The following is a 19,740-nucleotide window of genomic DNA, read 5'->3' as shown; positions in this document are numbered from 1 at the left end:
TCAGATGAATACTGGTAGCGTTGCCCGTCGTGCTGACGATGGGGAAGCTTCCGCCAAACGATCTTCCATTGCCCTGTACGCCCTGACCTTGGGGGCATTCGCCATCGGAATGACCGAATTTATCATCATGGGCTTGCTTCCGGAGGTGTCCGCCGATCTGCAGGTGTCCATCCCGATGGCAGGACTGCTCATTACGGGCTACGCGCTGGGAGTTGCGGTCAGTGCGCCCTTCATTACCATCGCCACCCACCGAGTGCCGCGAAAGGCTTTGCTTCTTTTGCTCATGATCATCTTCATCGCGGGCAATGCGCTCGCTGCGCTTGCACCGAATTATGCGGTGCTCATGGTGGCGCGCATTTTAGCCGCCTTGACACATGGCTCCTTTTTTGGGGTAGGCTCCGTCATCGCATCCCAGCTTGTTCCCAAGGAAAAACGGGCAGGAGCCATTGCAATCATGTTCACGGGATTGACGCTGGCAAACATCCTGGGTGTGCCTATCGGGACATTCATCGGGCAGGCTTACGGTTGGCGGGCTACGTTTTGGCTCATCACCGTGATCGGATTCATCGCCTTGCTTGGGATTGTCGGTCTCGTTCCCAAGGTCAAAGCGTCACCCTCCAGTCTGAGTCAGGAGCTTGGGGTGCTGCGCCGTCCCACTGTGCAAGTCGCCCTCTTGATGACGGTGTTCGGTTTTGGAGGGGTATTCACGGCTTTTTCCTACATTGCCCCCATTTTGACTGATATTACGGGCTTTTCTGCCAGCTCGGTTTCCTACATTCTGGTCCTTTTCGGCGTAGGGATTACGCTTGGGAATATTTATGGGGGGAAGCTGGCCGACCGTGCTTTGCTGCCATCGCTGCTCGGCATTCTCCTCGTTTTGGCAGTGGTACTTGCTGTCTTTAGCGTGACGGATCAAAATAAGATAGCGGCATTGATTACGGTTTTCCTTTTGGGCGTAGCCGCTTTTGGCACGGTACCGGGACTCCAGCTTCATATGTTGAACATGGCCAAAGAAGCGCCGACCCTCGCCTCTTCGCTCAATATCGCGGCATTTAACCTCGGCAATGCGATAGGCGCGTACATTGGCGGGCTGGTCATCGATTACGGCATTGGCGGTGGCCTTCCCGCCGTTCCTTGGGTCGCTTCCCTGGTGACTGTCATCGGCCTTCTCTTTACATGGTGGGGCGCCCGGCAACAAAAGCAGAAGTCCCGCTCTTGAGACGGGAACGGGGCAAGCCTTGCGCTTGCTCCTTCTTTTCCTATCTATTAAAGATCCGAGTGGGAGGAGAGGAAATGAATGGACTTTGAATGGTACCGCAGTTTTATCAGCATCTACAAGCACGGTTCTGTTTCGGAAGCAGCCAGGACACGGATGATGACCCAGCCAGCAATGAGTCAGCACCTGGCCGCTCTGGAGGCGGAAGTGGGGGAGCCTCTCTTTACCAGAACTCCCCGGAAAATGGTACCGACGGAGCGGGGAAAAGAGCTCTATACCCGCGTGGTTCCTCTCATCGAGGGACTGGAGGAGGCGACGCAAAGCCTCAAAGCAGTCTCCTCCCCGACTCTTCCCGTCGCCAGAATCGGGGCTGCGCACGAGTTTTTTCGCGAGTGGGTCTCTCCGCACCTGGCGGATTTTCCGATGCGGGTCATCGCCCATTTCGGGATTGCCTCTGTCGTTCTCGACTACCTTCTGGAAGAGAAGGTGGATGTGATCGTCACCTCGCAAAAACTCTCGGCGCCGGGTGTCGAATACCTGTATTTCGTTCAGGAGGAGTTTGCTATCGTGGCTCCTTCCGATTTTCCGGAACCTGTCTTTGAAGATCGAGAGCAGTGGGAAGCGTGGCTGTCCTCCCAGTCTTGGATGAGTTATGGACTCGAGCTGCCGATCATTCGCAGGTTTTGGCGGGAGCATTTTCAAAAACGACCGCTGATGCAGCCTGCGCACGTCTTGCCCGATTTACACGCCCTCCTCAAAGCCATCGAGCACGGTGCAGGCATCAGTCTGCTGCCGACCTACATGCTGGAGGATGTCTTGCCAAGAGAAAAAGCGAAAATCATTTACCCCGCACATCGGGTCCAAAATGATTTGTACCTGGCCTATCTCCTCAAAAATCGAAATGTACCGACTCTGAAGCTGTTGCTGGAGGCTCTTCGCAGCACGCTGAGATAGGAAAAGGCCGCTGTTTCTGGATACAGCGGCCTTTTTCCCGTATGACTTTCATCCCTCCGTGCGGCTTGCCTCTAGCATATGACTTTGATCCTCCTGGGTCTGATTACCCGCATCCCGCCGCAGGGGCACACACCATCGATCTCCGCTGTGCAAGCCGGGCAAAATGTGCACCATCCCCCTTAACGTAACGGAATACCGTCCTTCCAGAAGGGGCTGTTTTGACAAAATTCCGGGGGGCCAGGCCGAAAAATCGTTGCAAAAAAAGAAACCTGTTTGACCATGGTCAACAGGTTTTTGCGGGCTATCCCATATGTTTTTTGTACATCCACAGTTGACCGCTCTTGATGACGCGAGCCATTTGGCCGACGAGGGAAACTTTCCCCATGCTGGCAAACCCTTCTTTTTTCCCCAGGGATCCGAGGAAGCCTTTGTGCTTCAGAGGAGGCAGGGACGGAGGATACTCTTCGCCTTTGATGTCCTTTTTCAGTATCATGGCGATTTGATCGCCCTGGATCTCAGCCGTTTGGGCGCTTGGCGCGGTGATCGTGCTTGCGCAGTCGCCTACGACGTATACGTTTGGATGAGATGGGATTTGGTGATACTGATTCAGCTTGGCGCGTCCGATGTTGTCTGTTTCGATCGGAAGCTCGCGCACGATCCGGTTCGCTTGAATGCCGGCAGTCCAGACGATGACGTCGCTTTCCACTGGTTGGTTGTGGTTGAAGACGACGCCCGGTTCGACACCTGTCACGCTGGCCATGGATACGAGCTGCACATCGTGCTCGATGAACCATTGCGAAGCGTATTCCTGCAGCTTTTTCGGGAATGGACTGAGAATGCTTTGTCCGCGGTCGATAATGCGTACATTCAGGTCGGGACGGCTCTCGCGCAGCTCGGCAGCCATTTCTACGCCGCTCAGGCCTCCACCCACAACGGTAACCGTTCCATACGGATTCACATTATTAATTGCGGAATAAGTGTTGCGGGTAGATCCCATGGACTGAATGGAACAGGTGAACTGCTCTGCGCCAGGGATATTGTGGTAACGGTCCTCACAGCCAAGTCCGATGACGAGCCAGTCGTAGGAAATGGTGTCCCCGTTGGTAAAGTTGACGATCTGCTCGTCCAAATCCAATCCGGTTACTTCCCCGTATTTGATCGTCAGGCGAGGATCGTTTGGAAAGGTGACACGCAAGTGAGATTCTGGCGTAGTCCCTGCAGCCAGAGCGTAGTACTCTGTTTTCAAGCCGTGAAACGGCATACGGTCTACAAGGGTAATAAACACATCGTCAGGTAAATCAGGGGACAGGACTCGCTCAATAATACGAAGACCCCCGTATCCTCCACCAAGGATCACAAGTCGTTTCATAGAAGGTCTAGTCCTTTCTTATGTCCGTTTTATACAGCACCCATTCTATTTTTAGTCTCTTTCGCCAAAAATGCAAGCAGAATCTTTTTCCCGTTTTCTCCGCTGGATTTTTGCAGCAGACGAGGTACAATAAAGGACGTGACGATGTCGAATGTATCGGAAGGTGAAGATAGATGAAGCCTTTAATCGAATTTTGCGCGAGCAACGTCGCTTCTTATACCCAATCCGTCGTGGATGCATTGGAAAAGGATCCCGATTTGGACGTGGACGTATTGGAGTACGGATGCCTGGGGTATTGCGGCGAATGCTACATGCAGCCGTTCGCGCTGGTCAACGGAAACCTGGTGCAGGCCGAGACCGCAGACGAGCTTCTTGCCAAAATCAAGCGCAAGCTGCGTGAGGAAGAAGAAGAACTGGACTTTCCTTTCTAAAACGTGCTTTTCTTACTATGTACATTGTGCCCCGTTTGGAACCCTTGCGGTGAGAGGAGCGCAAATCGCAGGTAGGGCGGATGGGGCAGTCGGAATAAAAAGAAGCTGATGCCGCGCAAGGGAGCGGGCATCAGCTTTTTGTGTTTCGGCAAGGGTTAGTGTTCTTTGATGACGTTGTAGAACGTGTCGCGTTCCAGTGCGCGCTTGCCAGCGCCTTTAACCAGCCAGACCAGCTCGTCGACAGTCAGGGCTTGCTGCGTCAGAGCGCCGGCAGAGTGGCTGATGCGCTCCTCGATGAGCGTGCCGTGGACGTCGGACATCCCCATGGTCAGGGACAGCTGGGTCAGCTGCGTACCGATGTTGATGAAGTACGCCTTGATGTGCGGGAAGTTGTCCAGCATCAGGCGGCTGATCGCCATCGTTTTCAAGTCGTCGATTGCGGAGTTGCGGCGCTTGATGCCCGCGGAAGCCTTGATCGGCTGTACAGCCAGCGGGATAAAGACCAGGAATCCGTTGGTTTCATCCTGCAGCTCGCGCAGACGCAGCATGTGAATCACGCGCTCTTCCAAGGTTTCGATCGAACCGTACAGCATGGTGGAGTGCGTTTTCAGCCCCAGCTGGTGGGCAGTGCGGTGCACTTGCAGGTACATGTCTGTGCTCGCTTTTTCCGGGCTCATTTTCATCCGGTAGCGCTCGGTCAAGATCTCCGCGCCGCCGCCAGTCAAGCTTTCCAGGCCGGCATTCATCAATTCCTTCAATACGCCTTCGATAGACAGGCCGGAGATGCGGGAGAAGAACTCGATTTCGGCACCGGTGTACGATTTGATGGTCACGTCAGGGTATGCCTTTTTGAGTGTGCGAATCGTATCGACGTAGTATTCGAACGGCATGTGCTGGTTGTGTCCGCCTACGACGTGGAACTCGCGAATGCCTGGATGGAAACGGGTTTCCACGTAGTGCAGCAGCTCTTCGGTGTTCATGGTGTAAGCGCCATCTTCGTCCTTGTCACGGCGGAAGCCGCAGAATTTGCAGTGGGCTTCACAGACGTTCGTCGGATTGATGTACAGGTTTTGAATAAAGTAAACATTGTCGCCGTTTTTCCGTTGGTTGACGATGTTGGCGAGCTGTCCGATCGTGAGCAGATCGTGGGAGTTGAAGAGAGTGACACCGTCTTCCAGGGTCAGTCGTTCTCCGTGGTAGACCTTTTCGGCGATGCCAGCGAGCGATTTGTCTTGGATGGCAATCGTTTCAAGCGCCATTCCAAACACTTCCTTTCCAAATCATATCGATAGTGAAATACGTTGAGATTCGTCCGGCTACCCTGGCTAGAGCGTTCATGGGGGCGGAGGAATCCCGGGGTAGTAAAAATGCCTCACTCCCGGTAGCTTAAGGGAGCTTCAGCCTGCATTTTTCAAGCGATATCGAACAAAAAAACGCTTTCGTTTCAATCGCAGGAAAATGCAAAAATCGGGCAATAAAGCACCTATATTATAAACCTCTTGGATTGCCGGAACAATAACATAAGTTCTCCAACTCTCGACTGTAAAAATATTACAATCATCGGCAAAATATTGCGTACAAATAGGTATTCGTGGGAAATTTTGTTTGCGAAATCGTAGGTAATCTTGTAAAATATAGGTAGTTAAGCCTGATCTACTATTAGGAGGAGCTTCAAAATGCGGGATGTTTTGCTCGAAAAAATCGAACTCCTTCGACAGCGTATGGTAAATATGGGGTTAGAGTTTGGGTTAGATCATCCAGAAGTCCTAGAATACAGTATACAAATTGATCAACTACACAACGAACTGAACCAGATAGATCATAATCTGTCTAAGGTAGGGACCAGCAAGAAACCTTATCGCTTTTATCTTCTTGAAAACAAGGCATTTTTCGCATAAGAAGGGGAAACCCTTCTTTTCTTCATTTACAGGAGCCTGAGGCGGCTGGAAGATTGGGCGGCCGAAGTGCAGTCGAACCTTGTGGGAAGAGACGATTGTTAGGTATACTAAAGGCATGGGAAACAAATCGCCCTGTAAAGGAGGAAGAAGCATGATTACGTTGACAGAGCGAGCCAGCCTCAAGGTCAAGGAAATGCTGGCTGCTGAAGATAAACCCAATCTGTTCCTGCGGGTCGGAGTAAGACCAGGAGGTTGCAGTGGCTTCACCTACGGCATGGGCTGGGATGAGGAAATGAAGGAAGGCGACACGACCTTCGAGCAGCACGGCGTGAAAATCGTTGTCGACAAGGACAGCTATCCATACATTAAAGGCACCGAGATTGATTTCAAGGAATCGATGATGGGCGGAGGCTTTTCCATCGAGAATCCGAATGCGATCGCTTCCTGTGGCTGCGGTTCGTCGTTCCGCACGGCATTGGCCGAGGGCAAAGCGGAGAAGTGTGACGACTGACCAAAGACAGTGCAAACAGACCTCTATGGCGTACGAGAGCCGTAGAGGTTTTTTTGTTTGTCGGGATGTCCTCATCGTGTATCTCCCAGGCTGACTTCCACGTATTTACAGTTGGCTGTCATTTTGAGACGGATGGTCTGGATGACGGAACAACGGCAAGGAGTGGAAATGTGTGGACTTCCAAATAGAAAGAAAACCCAGTCTGCGCTGGCTGTTCATCGGCTCGCTGGTGATCGGTTTGATCGGGGATTATTTGTTTTACGGAAAGGATTTTGGCATTTCTTATCCGCTGTTTGTCCTGTGCTTGTACGGGCTGTTCTTTTGGCAAGCCCGGGAGCGCATCCATTTGCGCTTTTCGCAGGATCAAGCCTTTGCATGGCTGCTGACGCTGCCGACCTTTCTGCTCGCCCTGACCTTTTTTTTGTACGACAATCTGTTTTTTCACTTGCTGAATTTCATGATCGTCCCGTTTCTGTTGGTCGCCCAAACGATGCTGCTGAGCAGGCGGTACAAGCGTGAATGGCACTCGTTCGGATTTTTCGGAGAGATCGTCGAGATGGTGATGTACCATACGCTGAGGCATACGCGTATCCCGTTCGTCCTGTTGAGCCGACGAATCAGGTCGCGTGTGGATGGGACCAAATACAGAATGGCAAAGAAAGTGCTGACGGGGATCGGGATTTCCCTGCCGCTCCTCCTGGTCGTGTTGACGCTGCTCTCCCAGGCTGACGGCGTATTCGGGCATTTTCTGGAGGAAATACCGCGCATGCTGTTCGACTGGGACTCGGCAGAGGCGCTGTTTCGACTGGTCTTGATCGGATCGGTGGCGCTCGTGAGCTTTGGCTACCTGTATTCCAGTTTGGGGCCGGGACAACATGACGTGGCGGCGGCACCCGTCATACGCGAAGAGAAAAAAATCGCCTGGGATGGGGTCATCGTAGTGACGATCCTCACCATCATCAACGTCGTGTACGCGGCATTTACCGTGATCCAGATTTCGTATTTGTTCGGCGGAGCACAGACTGCCCTCCCGGATGGAATGACGTATGCGGAATACGCGAAAAAAGGCTTCAACGAGCTGGTCGTGGTGACGATCATCAATTTCATCCTGCTCGTCAGCTCCATGTATCTCGTATCGCGGGAAAAACCGCTCACGTACCGGATCGTTCAAGTGCTGCTCAGCCTGCTGACGGTTTGTACGAGCTTCATGCTCTATTCTGCCTACTTCCGCCTTTCGCTGTACCAGGAGGCTTACGGTTATACATACTCGCGGCTGCTCGCCCACGCCTTCATGGTCTTTTTGTTCGTGCTGTTCGCGATCGCTCTGCTGAGAATCTGGCGCAGCGGCTTTTCCTTGCCAAAATATTACGGAATCGCGGCGATTGCAGCGTACGTCATCGTAAATTACCTCAACATCGATGTCGTGATCGCGGAAAACAACATTCAGCGCTATCACGAGACGGGAGAGATCGACACCGAGTATTTGGCGGGCCTGTCCTCCGATGCGGTTCCGGTAATCATGACGCTGGCACAAGACAAGTCCGTAGGCGAATCGGTTATGCAGCAAATCCGTGAAAAAGTGGAGGATTTGGAGGAAGAAAGCGACTGGCAATCGTTCAATCTGGCCAGATCCAGAGCCCAAGCATACGTGGAGTGAGAGAGTGGGGACGCGATTACGGGCGTCCCCGCTTTGCGTGTGAGCGGGATGCGATGACAGCGGCGGCCAATCCGACGGCCAGGACAGCAGCCGGCAGCCCGTACGACCAAAGCCGCTGCCTGCCGAGAAGATCGACCTGCTGGTCCGGCGGTGAGCCTTGACCCAAGGCGAGCAAATCTTCACCCGCGCCGGCCAGTGCAGCCGTACGCGTGCACAGGTGCGTGCCGAGCTCGTTATTCTCCCCGAACGAGGAGTAGACGAGGTACGACTGGCCAGCTTGGAACTCGAAACCGCATGAAGCCTCAGACAGATCGGTGACTACCTGTACCTGCGAGGTGGAGACCCCTTTCCAGGCAGAGTGCACCTCCAAAGTTACTTCCAGCTGCTTGCGAATCGGCTTTGAAAATGGCCGAAACTCGCGCCAGTCGATGACTTCGCGTGCCCCCAGCACTTTGCCCGAGAAGACGGCGTCCGCCTGCATCAGGGCGGTCTGGGCGTCGGGGGGCATGGTGCAGCTGCAGGCATAGGCAGGAGGCGCGAAAAAAGAGGGGCCGAGCAGGCAGAGGGCGAATAGGACGATCATCGCGGGAGACAAAAACAAACGAGTCGACATCTTGAATCACTCCTTCCACCATAGGACGCAGGAGAGGAGAGTTTGTTCCATTAATATGTCAGGGATGATTGGGATCATTTTGCTCTGCCTCGCAGCAGGAGGCATGCTTCTATTCGTTCATACGCTTTACGTGAAGACCACGCTCATCCATCTGACCGCAGCGGGGCTGCCGCCTTTGACGCTCGTCCACCTGACCGATTTGCATGGCCGCACCCGTTATCTCAACGGTTCGCTGCATCGGCTGGTCAATCGATGGGAGCCGGACATTGTCTTTTGTACTGGCGATTTGGCGCAACACCGCGGTCAATTGCCACGGGTCATGCAAGAAATAGCAAAAATTCGGGCGCAGCACGGGTTCTGTTTCGTCCCGGGCAATTACGAGCGACAGGAAGCGCGGGGCTGGAAAAAGAGAGCGTACACCGCAGAGGAGTACGCAAGCTGCAAGGAACAGTGGCAAGCGAAGATGACTGTGCTGGAAAACAAGGAGGTCTTCTTTGATATCGGCGATGCCCGGATACGGGTCTACGGCTTCGACAATTCTACCTACGGCAATGAGCGCTATGAGCCAGATAAAGAGGAGAAAGCGAAACGGACATACTGGACGGTGCTCCTGGCTCACTCGCCGAACATCATCTCGTTCATTCGTGAAAAAGGAATCCAAGGCGATCTCTTGCTCACCGGCCATACGCATGGGGGACAGATCCGGGTTGTCAGGAGGACATTCGGAGCGTACAAGCATTTTCACATCGGTCCCAAACAGGACAGGGAGGTGGGGGTTTTCTCCATCAGCAGAGGGCTAGGGACATCGAGACTCCCTTTTCGCCTGAACTGCTTTCCGGAAGTGACGGTGTATTTGCTGAACCAACCGCAGCGACCCGGATGAGGATAGAGGGGAGGGGCACACAGAAAAGCGCAGCTCTTCTCGGTCTGCGCTTTTCTCATGTACAGAGCCGCTCAAATCGGCATCATCCGCTGAGAAAGCCGATCGGACCGAAGAAAGTCGTGCAGCAGACTGCAAAGCGTCATCACGGCCTGCTCGAGCTGGCGAGCATCCAGGTAGGAAAACGAGAGCCGCAGATGGTGGAATAGCTGCTGGTTTGGAAAACAGACGTGTCCCGGCAAGAAGGAAATCCCTCTCTGCAGGGCAATCATGTGGAAGTCATCCGCATTCAGCGCAGGGGGCAGCGAGAGCCAAATATTCAATCCTCCGTCCGGCTTGTTCCAATGAACGCCTTTTGGCGCCGAACGGTTCAATATTCGCAGAACCAGATCCCTGCGCTCTTTTAGTTTCTCCCGCAGCAGGGGCGCATGCTTTTTCAGCTGGCTGGATGCAAAGAAGGGGAGAAGGGCCTTCTGGGTGATCAGCGGAGATCCGAGGTCACTGATCCCTTTGGAGCTGACGAGTCTCGTGATGAACGTGCCGTTTGCGATCAAAAAACCGATGCGGCAGCCAGGGGAAATCAGCTTGCTGATCCCTTTCAAATAGATGACGTGGCCGTGCCGATCCATGCTTTTGATAGGAGGCGGGGGAGGCTCCGCCCCAAAATAAAGATCGCTGGTCGCATCATCCTCTAGAATGATGGAACCATAGCTCTGGGCCAGCTCCAGCAGCTGTGCACGGCGCCTGGCGCTCATCACTGCGCCTGTTGGATTCTGAAAGGTCGGGTTCGTATAGATCAGCTTGGGCGGACGCGAATCGCACAGGGCTGCCAATCGATCCACCTGCATTCCCTCTGCGTCGATTGGGATCGTATATACGGTAGCGCCCCGCTTTCGCATGACATCGATCGCGCAGGGATAGGCAGGCTCCTCCAGCACGACAGTGTCACCAGGCCCCACAAACGTAGACGCGACCAGATCGATCCCTTGCTGCGAGCCATTGAGAATCATGATTTCACTCGGGCTGGCGAGGATGCCTTTTTCGCGAAAGTACGGAAGCACCGCCTCACGCAGGCTTCCGTCCCCCTGGACAGGGCCGTATTCGGTCAAAAGAGTGTGGTCGAGCTGGGCGTGCTGGGCAAGCTGCTCAGAGATCCATTCGGTCGGGATGAGCGATTCGTGCAGGGATGCCATCGACAGGTTCGCCACATCCGCCAGCGGCGTCTGCATCATGCGCCAGTATTGGGCGCGGGGCAAATAATCGGCGACGCTGTTCTGCCAGTCCATGGACGGCCCCTCTTCCCGGCGATCCCGAAATCTGTCCGTTTTCCCCTGAATAAAGGTGCCTTTTCCCTGAATCCGCTTGATCATGCCTTCCTGCTCCAATAATTCATAAGCATGAAAGACGGTCATCAAGCTTACATTCAGGCATTTGGCGAGATTCCTTACCGAGGGAAGTTTTTCCCCCTCCAGCAGCAAGCCGGATTGAATCCGATCCACGATCGAGGAGCGTATCTGTTCTGAAAGTGTTATGCCAGCGTTTCTGTCCAGGTCGATGTGCATCTTCTTTCTCCTTTTACTGTTTAAAGCCGCACGTGCCAGGAAAATGGTTACAGACAGTGTAACGCATGAAGCAGGAAAAGGGTATGAGTTCTTTTAATTTTTCGAAAAGTGTTATAAACGGATCTTTACTGTTCTACTCTCAGCCCCGTATGCTTGCTCTACAAAAACGTTTGGCAAGGAGTGGTCAGTCATGTCGTATCCATTTGCAACGCGCGTGCAGAGAATCACCTCGTCTGCAGTACGGGATCTGCTCAAAGTCACACAAGCGGGAGATGTGATTTCGTTTGCCGGGGGCTTGCCCGATGAATCACTGTTCCCTGTGCAGGAGCTGGAGATGGCTTATCAAAAGGTCTTCCGTTCGGGAGGAAAATATCTTCAGTACGGACCCACTGAAGGGGACACCGATCTACGGATGCTCATTTCGGAGCGGATGCAAGAAAAAGGCATCTCTTCGCATGTGGAAAACATTTTGGTGACGACAGGCTCGCAGCAGGCCATCGATTTGCTGGCAAAGGTGTTTCTTTCGGCAGGGGATACGATTCTGGTCGAAAACCCGTCCTACCTGGCAGCCCTGCAAGCATTCCGCTTGTACGAGACGGACATCATCGCGGTAGAGAGCGACGCGGACGGAATGATTCCGGAGGCCCTGGAAGAAAAGATCATCGCACATTCACCCAAGTTCATTTACGTAGTGCCCACTTTCTCGAACCCGGAAGGCAAGGTTTGGAGCAGGGAGAGGCGGGAAGCGCTCTTGCGCCTCGCGGAAAAGCACAACGTATTGATCGTGGAAGACGACCCCTACTCCGAGCTGCGCTTTGCGGAGGAGGAGCCGGTACCGCTGGCAGCGATGGATACAGAGGGAAAACGGGTGATCTACACGAGCACCTTTTCCAAAACGGTCGCTCCCGGCTTCCGCATCGGCTGGCTGGCGGGACCCAAGGAGGTGATCCGCTTGGGGGCTTTATCGAAGCAATCAACCGATCTCCATACAAGCTCGGTTGACCAGCGGGCCCTTTATTATTTCCTCAAGGATTTCCCTGTACAAGATCACGTAGACAGGCTCAGGGCGGTTTACGAGCGACGGATGCAGGCGATGCAGGCTTGCCTGGCCAGGAGCGGTCCCCATTTGTTTGAGTGGGCGGAGCCGAAGGGCGGCATGTTCCTCTGGGTGGCGATCAATCGGCCGATCGATACGTCTGAGCTGTTGAAAGCGGCTGTAGATGAAGGAGTAGCCTTCGTGCCGGGAGCCTCCTTTTTCACCGGTACGCCGCAAACGAATACGCTTCGGCTCAACTACACCCACTCTTCGCAGCAAAGGATCGAAGAGGGGATGGGTCGTCTGATGGCAGCGATCGACAAGGTGCTGGCCAGCAAGGTGCGTGAATGATGGACGGGATCAGCCACTGAGACAGCGGAGGAAGCGAGGGCGTGATCACGACTAAACGATCTTTTTCGGGTAAGAACAGGACAAAAGGGCTGCCACCAGGGCAGCCCTTCTGCATTTCAAGGAGACTATCGACGGGCGGCCGGCTGAATGTCAGCCGGAATCGGGCAGACGTATGTTTTGCCCTCCAGCCTTTCTTTCAGCTCGGCTTTTGCTTCTTCGATCACGTCCGGGCGCGTCAGGACGTCGATTCCCGTCGCAGCCATGACCTTGCCGGCGTGCAGCATCCCTTTTTGACCGATGGACATGCCGCCTTGCGAGACGGCCTGCCAGGAGTGCAGCTGCGTGCCCATGGCAAAGCACGTCGTCGAACACTGAACAGTCGGCGTGATCCAGCTGACATCCCCGACGTCCGTCGATCCGGACATCAGGCGGGGAGTTTGCATATGTGGCAGAAGGAATTCGGACAGCACCTGTTCCTTCAGCTTGCTGACGAATTCGCCCGCTCCTGTCCCTTTCAGCTTGGCCAGCATGTGCAGCTCGCTGTTTTTATCCGCTTCGGGAATGGTCGTGCGAATCTGGCGGGCAAACGTCTTTTCGGCTTCGTCAAACTTCGGGACGCCGAGCGCCTGGAAGTTTTCGTACATGACGCGCTCCAAGGTCTGATTCGGGATGAGGTTGGAGCACGCTTTGTCAAAGATGATCTCGACCTCCGTTTCCGTCATCATGGCAGCGCCGCGGGCGATTTTGCAGACGCGCTCGTAAATCTCCGCCACTTGCTCCGTTTTCGGCGCGCGGATCAAATAGAGGACGTGGGCTTCGGCTTGCACGACATTCGGTGAGAAGCCGCCCGTATTCGTGATCGCGTAATGCAAGCGAGCTTCCGGGATGACGTGCTCTCGCAGGTAGTTGACGCCGATGTTCATCAGCTCGACGGCATCCAGCGCGCTGCGTCCGAGGTGAGGAGCGGCTGCGGCGTGCGCGGCTTTTCCTTTGAACTTGAAGTACACCTGGTAGTTGGCCAGACTGCTGATCGACATGATCGCATTGAAATTTTGCGGATGCCAGCAAATCGCGAAATCGACATCGTCGAACAATCCGGCGCGCGCCATATAGGCTTTCCCGGAACCGCCCTCTTCTGCTGGGCAGCCGTAGTAGCGAACCGTGCCTTTGATCCGGTTTTCTTCCATGTAATGGCGAATGGCGACGGCTGCGGCCAGAGAGCCTGTCCCCAAGAGGTTGTGACCGCAGCCATGGCCGTTTCCGCCAGCGGTGATGGGCTGATGTTCGGCATTGCCGCGTTCCTGGCTCAACCCGGAGAGGGCATCGTACTCGCCGAGGATCGCGACGACAGGACCTCCGCTGCCGTAGCTGCCGACAAAGGCAGTCTTGATCCCGGCGAGATTTTTTTCTACAGTGAAGCCTTCCTGTTCGAGCGTCTGGCAAAGCAATTCGGCGGAGCGAAACTCTTCAAAGCGCGTTTCCGCGAACTCCCAGATGCGGTCGCTCACCTGTGTGAAGAGTTCTCTTTTCTGTTCGATGATTTCTGCAATTCTGTCACGATTTACCATGTAGAACACCTCGCAATGTAGTTAGTTTGGAAGCAGACTAGCGCGCGATGCTAGCTGCCCGCGCTCATGGCCTGCGGCGGCTGTTGTCCGGCTGTAGGGCCGGGGCGCAGCGTCATGCCGACGAAAAACGGAATGGCCGTGGCGGCGATCAACAGCCAGAATGCTGCACTATAGGAGCCGTTGAACTGCTGGATCATGAAGCCCATGGCGGTCGGCGCGATGACCCCTGCCAATTGTCCGCCGAGATAGATCAGGCCGGAAGCAGCGCCTACGGAAGACGGATCTATGTACTTGAGCGGCATGGTCAGGGTGGTGGTGACCGCGGCCCCAAGCCCGATGCTGGCAATCGTCTGGTAGGTGACCACGAGAGCTACGGTAGGGGCTTTTGACAACAAGTAAAGCGCTATGATCCCGATGAATGAGCCGATTGCAATCAGGTGCTTTTCCCGTCCGACCAGGCGTTTGTCCAGCATCCAGCCAGTGGCCAAGACGGTAACGAAAGACAGGATCGCGGGAATGGAGGCGAGGGCTCCCATGGAAACCATGTCCAGATGGCGCACTTTGACCATATAGGAAGGCATCCAGGACATCATGCCCCAGTTCACCATGGAAATGCCGAAATAAATTGCTGTCAGTTTCCAAATCATTGAAATTTTCAGCAAATCCTTCAGAGGCAGCTTCTCTTTTGCACCTTTGGCGATCCCTGACTGGGAGCCGCCCGGATGGAGGAACTTGGCGTAAAGCAGGGCTAAAAACAATCCGAGGATCCCGAGGACGATAAACATGGCTTGCCAGCCGAAATGGTTGGAGAGGGTAGCCGCGACCAAAGTGGCGAGGACGCTCCCGATGGTAGTCGCGGAAGTCAGGATCGATTTGGCGCGCGCTCGCTCATGCTGCGGGAAGCTTTCTGCAACGGCTACGGAGCTGGCGGAAGGATAGCTGCCTTCCCCGATTCCGAACAAGAAACGAATGGCGATCAGGGAGAGAAACGACCAAGCGGTGCCTGTCAGAATGGTAAACAAGGACCAGCAGACTACGGAAAAAAGAATGACTTTGCGCGAGCCGAATTTGTCGGCCAGACTTCCGCCGATCGGCTGCATGATTGCATAGCTGAGGAAGAAGCTGCTAAGAATAAGCCCGACCTGCGTCTCCGTGAGGCCAAACTCTTGCGAAATCGGAATGACCGCCACGTTGATGGCGACTTTGTCGAAGTAATTGATGATCCATCCCAGACAGAGCAGCCCCAGGACCAGGTATTTGTGTTTGCCGTTTGCAGCAGGTGGTACGTTCATCGAGATCCCCCTTGGTAGCGTTTTCAAAGTTTGTTGCCAAAAGCGAGAGGACGAGAGCCGCGGTGCAATCGAATGAGGGTGATCACCACCTTTTTGGACGAGTGAAAACTATTTTTGGACATATTAAAGACGTTTTCTAAAAATACTTTAAATCAATGTCAGGACGATTTCAAGTATTTTAAATTGATTTTCAAAGAAGTCCGAATCTCCTATAATAGGCAAGTGAGTGAAAGGAGGGATTGGTATGATCCGTTTGGGTGCAATCATCGCCCAGCACTCTCTCAAAGAATTGGCTACGGTGCCGGCGCGTGTCGCGGAAAATTGCGAGGTCGTGCTGCTGCCCTACCATCGGCTGCCCGAGACGGTGGAGCTGTACCGCACAAACGAGCAGCTGGTGGACGGCTTCGTCTTGACGGAACTGGCTTACTGGTACTTGACGGAGCAGTGGGGCAGCTTCCCGGCGCCGACCTATACCTTTCAAATCAGCGAGCATGAATTTTACAAAAAGCTGTTTCAGCTCAGCTTGCAGCGGCGGGACCTCGACTTTTCCCGCGTATATATCGACTTTCTTTCCGCCCAGAACGGCTATCTGGGAATCAGGGATGTCCTCCCGGAAGAGGCCTGGCCCATTACCGTTTCTTCCTTCCGCATCAGCGACAGGATCCATGAAGAAGTGCTATACGAGCACCTCCGATTGTGGGAGGCGGGGAAAATCGACATGTCCCTGACGCGGATGAGCAATATCGTCGAAGAGTTGACGGAGCGCGGGGTACCCCATCTGTATTTGTTCCCGTCGCCGGACTCGGTGGTCCAGCAGTTCGAGTACATCATCAGCGAGCTGTCTGCCGTCAAAATGGCGGAGAGCCGGATCGCCATCGGCCACGTCACGATGGGGGAGATGGATACCGCCAAAGAAAACCTGAACGAATGGGAGCTGCGGCAAATGCTGCTGCACAAGTCGCTCCTCGAGTTCAGCACGGAGCAAAAGGTGCCGTTCATCATTCAAAAATCGCCGGCGAGCTTCGAAATCATCAGCTCGTTTAAAGACTTGAAGGCATTGACGGACAATCTCACGCAATGCCTCCTGCTGTCCTACTTAGAAAAGACGCTGCCCTTTCCCGTTCACATCGGCTGGGGAGTAGGAAACAGCATGTACAAGGCGCGGCTCAATGCGCAGTCGGCCAACAGCATGTCTGCCTCCAGCAAGACGATGGGGACTTTCGTCATCACGGACAGCGACCAGATCATCGGTCCGCTTGGAGATGAGAGCTGTCTGACCTATCGAAACCGGGTCAATGAATTCGTCCAGCGCAAGAGCGAAGAGACCGATCTGTCCACCTTGCAGCTGCAGAAGATCATGGCCGTCCTTGCCAAGACGGAGCGAAACGAAGTGACGGCCGAAGAGCTCGCTTTCCATCTGGGCATTACCGTTCGCAGCGCCAACCGGATGCTGAACCAGCTCGAGGAAAAAGGCGTCGCCACCATTCTTTACAAGAAGCAGGAAAAACTGCGGGGCAGGCCCAAGAAAATCTATCAGATTCGGCTGACGGACGCATAGGTAAGGCATTACCGGGCGGGAGTCGGCGAGATGTTAGCGAATTCGTCACCATTCAGTCACGATTCAGTCACAGACCTCCCAGATTTTGGACTGCACTCTTCAGTAAAATGGAAGTGTAGAAAAAGGGGAAAGAAGGGGTCACGATGACGAAAAAATGGGGATTGCTCGTTTCTGCTGTCGCTCTCTCCGCTATGATGCTGACAGCCTGCGGAGGCGAGAAGGATCAGGCTGCAAACGGAACACAGACTGCTGCGGCTCCGGCTTCGACGACAGGAACCGTGCTGAACATCGAGGCGAGCAACTGGAAGTTCAATCAAGATACATTTGAAGTGAAAGCGGGCGAGGAATTCACCGTCAACTTCAAATCGGCGGAAGGCTTCCACGGCATCGGCATCGAAGGTACGGATTTCGAGCTTCAAAAAGAAGGCAGCAAAACGTTGAAAATTGACAAGGCTGGCGAATACAACATTTTCTGCAACGTGATCTGCGGTCCGGACCACGGCAAAATGGTCGCCAAACTCGTTGTAAAATAGGCTTGAAACGATAATCGAAAAGCAAAGCAACGTCCACCAAACACTTTGGCCTGCAGCGCGGGTCAGGGTGTTTTTTCGTTGGGAGGCGCATACTACAATCGCAGGGAGATTCCAGCTGTAGGAGGAGAAGACGACATGTCCAAGCACAACAACACGGACAAAAGGCCGACCGAGGCCTCGGCCGGGTCGCGCAGCACGCCGCCCAAGACAGGAGAAAACACGCGGCACAACACGCGGAAGGAAAACAAGTAAGGCGGACTTCTCGCTGAAGATGGAGGGAGGCCGCCGAAAAAGCGCGGAGCAAGAACGAGGCGTGTCCGTTCTTGCCAGCCGCGCTTTTTTTATGGGAAGCCTGGTCAGCGGACCCCTGCACCATTTGCGCTAGGCCCGCTTGTTTCGCATGGCGTAGACGAGCTTGGGCCCACCGGCATCCCCCTCGGCAAATTGGCGGTACTGCTCTGTTTCCATGGCGTAGATCGCCAGTCGGCCATCCGAATCGTAATGAACGCCCCAGCCGTACTTTTTGGGCAGCATGGAGGCTCGCATGCACGGATGGCTTTTCGAAAACAACGCCGCACGAATTTCTTCCCCATGCTCCCTGACCTGATCCGCGGGAAATTCCTTGTGGCGGATATGCACTTCGTAGATCAAGTCTTCTAAAGTGAAACGGTATGGATGCCGGGTCAGCAATTCGTATTGAAGTACGTGGATCGGCGGCTTCGCGTTTGGCTTCGCAGTCGGGACGACCCCCGTCGTGACGGGACAATCCGGCGCTACAAGCACAAACGTATTGTAGTTGGAGAGCACGTGTTCATCACCCGTCTTTCGGAAAAGGCTGTTTATGAGCCCAGCATAATGGATAGCGCGGCTGGCGGCAAGTGCTTCATTCTTTACACGCTTTTCTCCATTGCTGATCTGCGTGTTCGTTCATGGGTCTCTTCCGGCATCGGCTTCCGTTTCGTTTCGCCTCCGCCTGGCTCAGGGAAGTGATGGAGTCGGCCGGAATCGGACACGTCAAGCCATTTTGCTCCATTTTTCCGCATAGCCAAATACATATTTTCCCTTCTGTTTGCGCAAGGTAAGAAAGAAATGCTCGCAAGCACCCCAAAAGGCTCCGCTCAGAGGCAGGGCCGAGTTCGAAGCAAAGGAGTGGGTGGCCCTGGATAAAAAACGGTATTACGTCACGCTGCAAAGCGGCACGACGGTGGCGGAAATCCGCGATGAAAAAGGTTCCTCTACATACGATTTCGAAGTCGAAGCGACCGACGTCGAGGTCGGGATGCTGCGCGACTGGCTTAACAACTGCGTGCACGGCGACTTCATGATGTGGATGCACGGCCATACGCTGTGGAGCGACATGCCGGACCGGGACAACGACGAGTACGACGACAACCTGCGTTCGATCTACCAGTTCCTCTACCAGCATGGGACTCCCAAAACTAAGCACGATCTCGAACAGATGGGATTGGTCGAAAGGCTGGGACTGGATCGCGATGAGCTGCGCCCTCTTTAGCGGGTGCGCGAGAGATTTACATATTTTTCCACATCCCTTCGACAATTGTGCCACAGGCCTTGGACACACTTTCGGGTGAAAGCGGACAGACACCCGTGCATGGAGGCACAGACCGGCCGTTTTCCTCTCACAGCGAGGGACCAAATTGCAGACTCAAGACAAGGAGTGAACAGCATGAAGCAATGGAAAAAGAGTATGATGGCAACCGCCCTGGTGATGGGCCTGGCGATTCCGGGGGGCGTTTCGGCCGCAGACCACACAAGCCCTGCGGAAAGCAGTGCGCTCCACAACCGCGGCGACCACGATGGCCATGTCAAAAAGCGGTTTGGCATGTATATGGGAGCCCATCAGCGGATGTACATGACATTGCTGGCGGAAAAGTACACGCCAGGCAGCGTAAACGAATGGCAATCCGTCCTGAAAGAGCGGGAGCGGCTGCTGGAGCAATTGCGCGCTGCCCGTGAGACGGCGAGCGAAGAAAAAAGCCAGATGCGGGCGAAGCTCAGAGAGCAGGTGAACAAAGGAGAAATCACCAGCGAGCAGATGGAGCAGAAGTACAAGGAGTGGAAGGAACAGCGCCTCGGTGAGCAGGATCCTGCCGGGGAGAAGGAAGACAGACAGGCGCAAATGGAAAAATTCCGGCAGACGCACGAGGAATTCGATGCTGCAATCGAGTCCGGCGATGCCCAGAAGATCAAGGCCGTCCTGCCCAAGCTGCTGGAGCAAATGAAGGCCAAAAACGAACGTCTCGCCAAAAAGCTGGCGGAGAAGAAAAAATAAGCGAAGAACGAAAAAGGA

General features: G+C 54.4%; 20 protein-coding genes. 12 read left to right on the top strand and 8 right to left on the bottom strand.

Translation table 11 applies throughout. The features are described 5' to 3' along the window. Window positions 1–4: 4 nt before the first annotated feature. Both RGB73_RS25185 and RGB73_RS25180 read left to right on the top strand, forming a co-directional pair. Entirely contained in the window at window positions 5–1,219 is a 1,215-nt protein-coding gene (locus RGB73_RS25185; protein WP_310765705.1) for an MFS transporter, read from the top strand. A gap of 78 nt (window positions 1,220–1,297) precedes the next feature. After that, window positions 1,298–2,170 (top strand): LysR family transcriptional regulator, encoded by an 873-nt coding sequence (locus RGB73_RS25180; RefSeq protein ID WP_310765703.1) that lies wholly within the window; start codon window positions 1,298–1,300, stop codon window positions 2,168–2,170. Between the two features lie 71 nt (window positions 2,171–2,241). Here RGB73_RS25180 and RGB73_RS30690 read toward each other — a convergent pair whose 3' ends face one another. Beyond that, complete coding sequence (locus RGB73_RS30690; RefSeq protein ID WP_396136235.1) at window positions 2,242–2,310, bottom strand: hypothetical protein; 69 nt, start codon at window positions 2,308–2,310, stop codon at window positions 2,242–2,244. 161 nt (window positions 2,311–2,471) lie between these two features. Next, the gene (locus RGB73_RS25175) at window positions 2,472–3,539 is read right to left on the bottom strand and encodes an NAD(P)/FAD-dependent oxidoreductase (RefSeq protein ID WP_310765701.1); all 1,068 of its coding nucleotides are present in this window, start codon (window positions 3,537–3,539) and stop codon (window positions 2,472–2,474) included. A gap of 173 nt (window positions 3,540–3,712) precedes the next feature. Here RGB73_RS25175 and RGB73_RS25170 point away from each other — a divergent pair, with 173 nt between their 5' ends. Beyond that, window positions 3,713–3,970: a DUF1450 domain-containing protein gene (locus tag RGB73_RS25170; RefSeq protein WP_310765699.1), complete on the top strand. Its 258-nt coding sequence runs from the start codon at window positions 3,713–3,715 to the stop codon at window positions 3,968–3,970. Between the two features lie 155 nt (window positions 3,971–4,125). On the opposite strand, the gene mqnE is transcribed toward RGB73_RS25170, so the two are convergent. After that, complete coding sequence (gene mqnE / locus RGB73_RS25165) at window positions 4,126–5,229, bottom strand: aminofutalosine synthase MqnE (RefSeq protein WP_310765697.1); 1,104 nt, start codon at window positions 5,227–5,229, stop codon at window positions 4,126–4,128. A gap of 417 nt (window positions 5,230–5,646) precedes the next feature. Between mqnE and RGB73_RS25160 the strand changes: the two genes are divergently transcribed. The 3 genes from RGB73_RS25160 (at window position 5,647) to RGB73_RS25150 (ending at window position 8,036) form a co-directional block, all read left to right on the top strand. Beyond that, window positions 5,647–5,868 (top strand): Spo0E family sporulation regulatory protein-aspartic acid phosphatase, encoded by a 222-nt coding sequence (locus RGB73_RS25160; RefSeq protein ID WP_310765695.1) that lies wholly within the window; start codon window positions 5,647–5,649, stop codon window positions 5,866–5,868. Between the two features lie 151 nt (window positions 5,869–6,019). After that, window positions 6,020–6,379 (top strand): iron-sulfur cluster insertion protein ErpA, encoded by a 360-nt coding sequence (gene erpA, locus RGB73_RS25155; RefSeq protein WP_310765692.1) that lies wholly within the window; start codon window positions 6,020–6,022, stop codon window positions 6,377–6,379. A gap of 172 nt (window positions 6,380–6,551) precedes the next feature. Next, complete coding sequence (locus RGB73_RS25150; protein ID WP_310765690.1) at window positions 6,552–8,036, top strand: DUF4153 domain-containing protein; 1,485 nt, start codon at window positions 6,552–6,554, stop codon at window positions 8,034–8,036. 16 nt (window positions 8,037–8,052) lie between these two features. Here the strand turns inward: RGB73_RS25150 and RGB73_RS25145 are convergent, their stop codons facing one another. Beyond that, window positions 8,053–8,649 carry a hypothetical protein gene (locus RGB73_RS25145; RefSeq protein ID WP_310765688.1) on the bottom strand — a complete coding sequence of 199 codons (597 nt, stop codon included), beginning with the start codon at window positions 8,647–8,649 and terminating at the stop codon, window positions 8,053–8,055. A 103-nt stretch (window positions 8,650–8,752) separates the two neighbouring features. Between RGB73_RS25145 and RGB73_RS25140 the strand changes: the two genes are divergently transcribed. Beyond that, the gene (locus tag RGB73_RS25140) at window positions 8,753–9,532 is read left to right on the top strand and encodes a metallophosphoesterase (RefSeq protein WP_310765686.1); all 780 of its coding nucleotides are present in this window, start codon (window positions 8,753–8,755) and stop codon (window positions 9,530–9,532) included. 71 nt (window positions 9,533–9,603) lie between these two features. Here the strand turns inward: RGB73_RS25140 and pdxR are convergent, their stop codons facing one another. After that, entirely contained in the window at window positions 9,604–11,091 is a 1,488-nt protein-coding gene (gene pdxR / locus RGB73_RS25135; protein WP_310765684.1) for a MocR-like pyridoxine biosynthesis transcription factor PdxR, read from the bottom strand. Window positions 11,092–11,281: 190 nt separating this feature from the next. Between pdxR and RGB73_RS25130 the strand changes: the two genes are divergently transcribed. Next, the gene (locus tag RGB73_RS25130; RefSeq protein WP_310765681.1) at window positions 11,282–12,478 is read left to right on the top strand and encodes an aminotransferase-like domain-containing protein; all 1,197 of its coding nucleotides are present in this window, start codon (window positions 11,282–11,284) and stop codon (window positions 12,476–12,478) included. 125 nt (window positions 12,479–12,603) lie between these two features. On the opposite strand, the gene RGB73_RS25125 is transcribed toward RGB73_RS25130, so the two are convergent. Together RGB73_RS25125 and RGB73_RS25120 are read right to left on the bottom strand one after the other, a co-directional pair. Then, window positions 12,604–14,046, bottom strand: coding sequence for a M20 family metallopeptidase (locus tag RGB73_RS25125; protein WP_310765678.1), 1,443 nt, complete (start codon window positions 14,044–14,046; stop codon window positions 12,604–12,606). Window positions 14,047–14,096: 50 nt separating this feature from the next. Next, a complete protein-coding gene (locus tag RGB73_RS25120; RefSeq protein WP_310765676.1) occupies window positions 14,097–15,338 on the bottom strand; it encodes an MFS transporter in 1,242 nt (413 codons plus the stop codon). A 244-nt stretch (window positions 15,339–15,582) separates the two neighbouring features. Here RGB73_RS25120 and RGB73_RS25115 point away from each other — a divergent pair, with 244 nt between their 5' ends. Together RGB73_RS25115 and RGB73_RS25110 are read left to right on the top strand one after the other, a co-directional pair. Next, window positions 15,583–16,896, top strand: coding sequence for a helix-turn-helix domain-containing protein (locus RGB73_RS25115; protein WP_310765674.1), 1,314 nt, complete (start codon window positions 15,583–15,585; stop codon window positions 16,894–16,896). Between the two features lie 143 nt (window positions 16,897–17,039). Next, on the top strand, window positions 17,040–17,429 hold the full coding sequence (locus tag RGB73_RS25110; protein ID WP_310765673.1) for a cupredoxin domain-containing protein: 390 nt from the start codon (window positions 17,040–17,042) through the stop codon (window positions 17,427–17,429). Window positions 17,430–17,810: 381 nt separating this feature from the next. On the opposite strand, the gene RGB73_RS25105 is transcribed toward RGB73_RS25110, so the two are convergent. After that, window positions 17,811–18,236 (bottom strand): DUF6157 family protein, encoded by a 426-nt coding sequence (locus tag RGB73_RS25105; RefSeq protein ID WP_310765671.1) that lies wholly within the window; start codon window positions 18,234–18,236, stop codon window positions 17,811–17,813. Window positions 18,237–18,582: 346 nt separating this feature from the next. Here RGB73_RS25105 and RGB73_RS25100 point away from each other — a divergent pair, with 346 nt between their 5' ends. Further along, window positions 18,583–18,942 carry a hypothetical protein gene (locus RGB73_RS25100; RefSeq protein WP_310765669.1) on the top strand — a complete coding sequence of 120 codons (360 nt, stop codon included), beginning with the start codon at window positions 18,583–18,585 and terminating at the stop codon, window positions 18,940–18,942. 174 nt (window positions 18,943–19,116) lie between these two features. Then, window positions 19,117–19,722, top strand: coding sequence for a hypothetical protein (locus RGB73_RS25095; RefSeq protein WP_310765667.1), 606 nt, complete (start codon window positions 19,117–19,119; stop codon window positions 19,720–19,722). Window positions 19,723–19,740 lie beyond the last annotated feature (18 nt).

The organism is Brevibacillus brevis, assembly GCF_031583145.1.
In the GTDB taxonomy this organism is placed as follows: domain Bacteria; phylum Bacillota; class Bacilli; order Brevibacillales; family Brevibacillaceae; genus Brevibacillus; species Brevibacillus brevis_E.
The sequence above is the reverse complement of the archived record's forward strand: the minus strand, read 5'-3'. Positions and strand labels throughout refer to the sequence as shown.

Bases quoted from the DNA above. Each gene is read 5' to 3' on its own strand.
- RGB73_RS25185 (WP_310765705.1), top strand. From the start codon at position 5: ATGAATACTGGTAGCGTTGCCCGTCGTGCTGACGATGGGGAAGCTTCC.
- RGB73_RS25180 (WP_310765703.1), top strand. From the start codon at position 1,298: ATGGACTTTGAATGGTACCGCAGTTTTATCAGCATCTACAAGCACGGT.
- RGB73_RS25175 (WP_310765701.1), bottom strand. From the start codon at position 3,539: ATGAAACGACTTGTGATCCTTGGTGGAGGATACGGGGGTCTTCGTATT.
- RGB73_RS25170 (WP_310765699.1), top strand. From the start codon at position 3,713: ATGAAGCCTTTAATCGAATTTTGCGCGAGCAACGTCGCTTCTTATACC.
- mqnE (WP_310765697.1), bottom strand. From the start codon at position 5,229: ATGGCGCTTGAAACGATTGCCATCCAAGACAAATCGCTCGCTGGCATC.
- RGB73_RS25160 (WP_310765695.1), top strand. From the start codon at position 5,647: ATGCGGGATGTTTTGCTCGAAAAAATCGAACTCCTTCGACAGCGTATG.
- erpA (WP_310765692.1), top strand. From the start codon at position 6,020: ATGATTACGTTGACAGAGCGAGCCAGCCTCAAGGTCAAGGAAATGCTG.
- RGB73_RS25145 (WP_310765688.1), bottom strand. From the start codon at position 8,649: ATGTCGACTCGTTTGTTTTTGTCTCCCGCGATGATCGTCCTATTCGCC.
- RGB73_RS25140 (WP_310765686.1), top strand. From the start codon at position 8,753: ATGCTTCTATTCGTTCATACGCTTTACGTGAAGACCACGCTCATCCAT.
- pdxR (WP_310765684.1), bottom strand. From the start codon at position 11,091: ATGCACATCGACCTGGACAGAAACGCTGGCATAACACTTTCAGAACAG.
- RGB73_RS25130 (WP_310765681.1), top strand. From the start codon at position 11,282: ATGTCGTATCCATTTGCAACGCGCGTGCAGAGAATCACCTCGTCTGCA.
- RGB73_RS25125 (WP_310765678.1), bottom strand. From the start codon at position 14,046: ATGGTAAATCGTGACAGAATTGCAGAAATCATCGAACAGAAAAGAGAA.
- RGB73_RS25120 (WP_310765676.1), bottom strand. From the start codon at position 15,338: ATGAACGTACCACCTGCTGCAAACGGCAAACACAAATACCTGGTCCTG.
- RGB73_RS25115 (WP_310765674.1), top strand. From the start codon at position 15,583: ATGATCCGTTTGGGTGCAATCATCGCCCAGCACTCTCTCAAAGAATTG.
- RGB73_RS25110 (WP_310765673.1), top strand. From the start codon at position 17,040: ATGACGAAAAAATGGGGATTGCTCGTTTCTGCTGTCGCTCTCTCCGCT.
- RGB73_RS25095 (WP_310765667.1), top strand. From the start codon at position 19,117: ATGAAGCAATGGAAAAAGAGTATGATGGCAACCGCCCTGGTGATGGGC.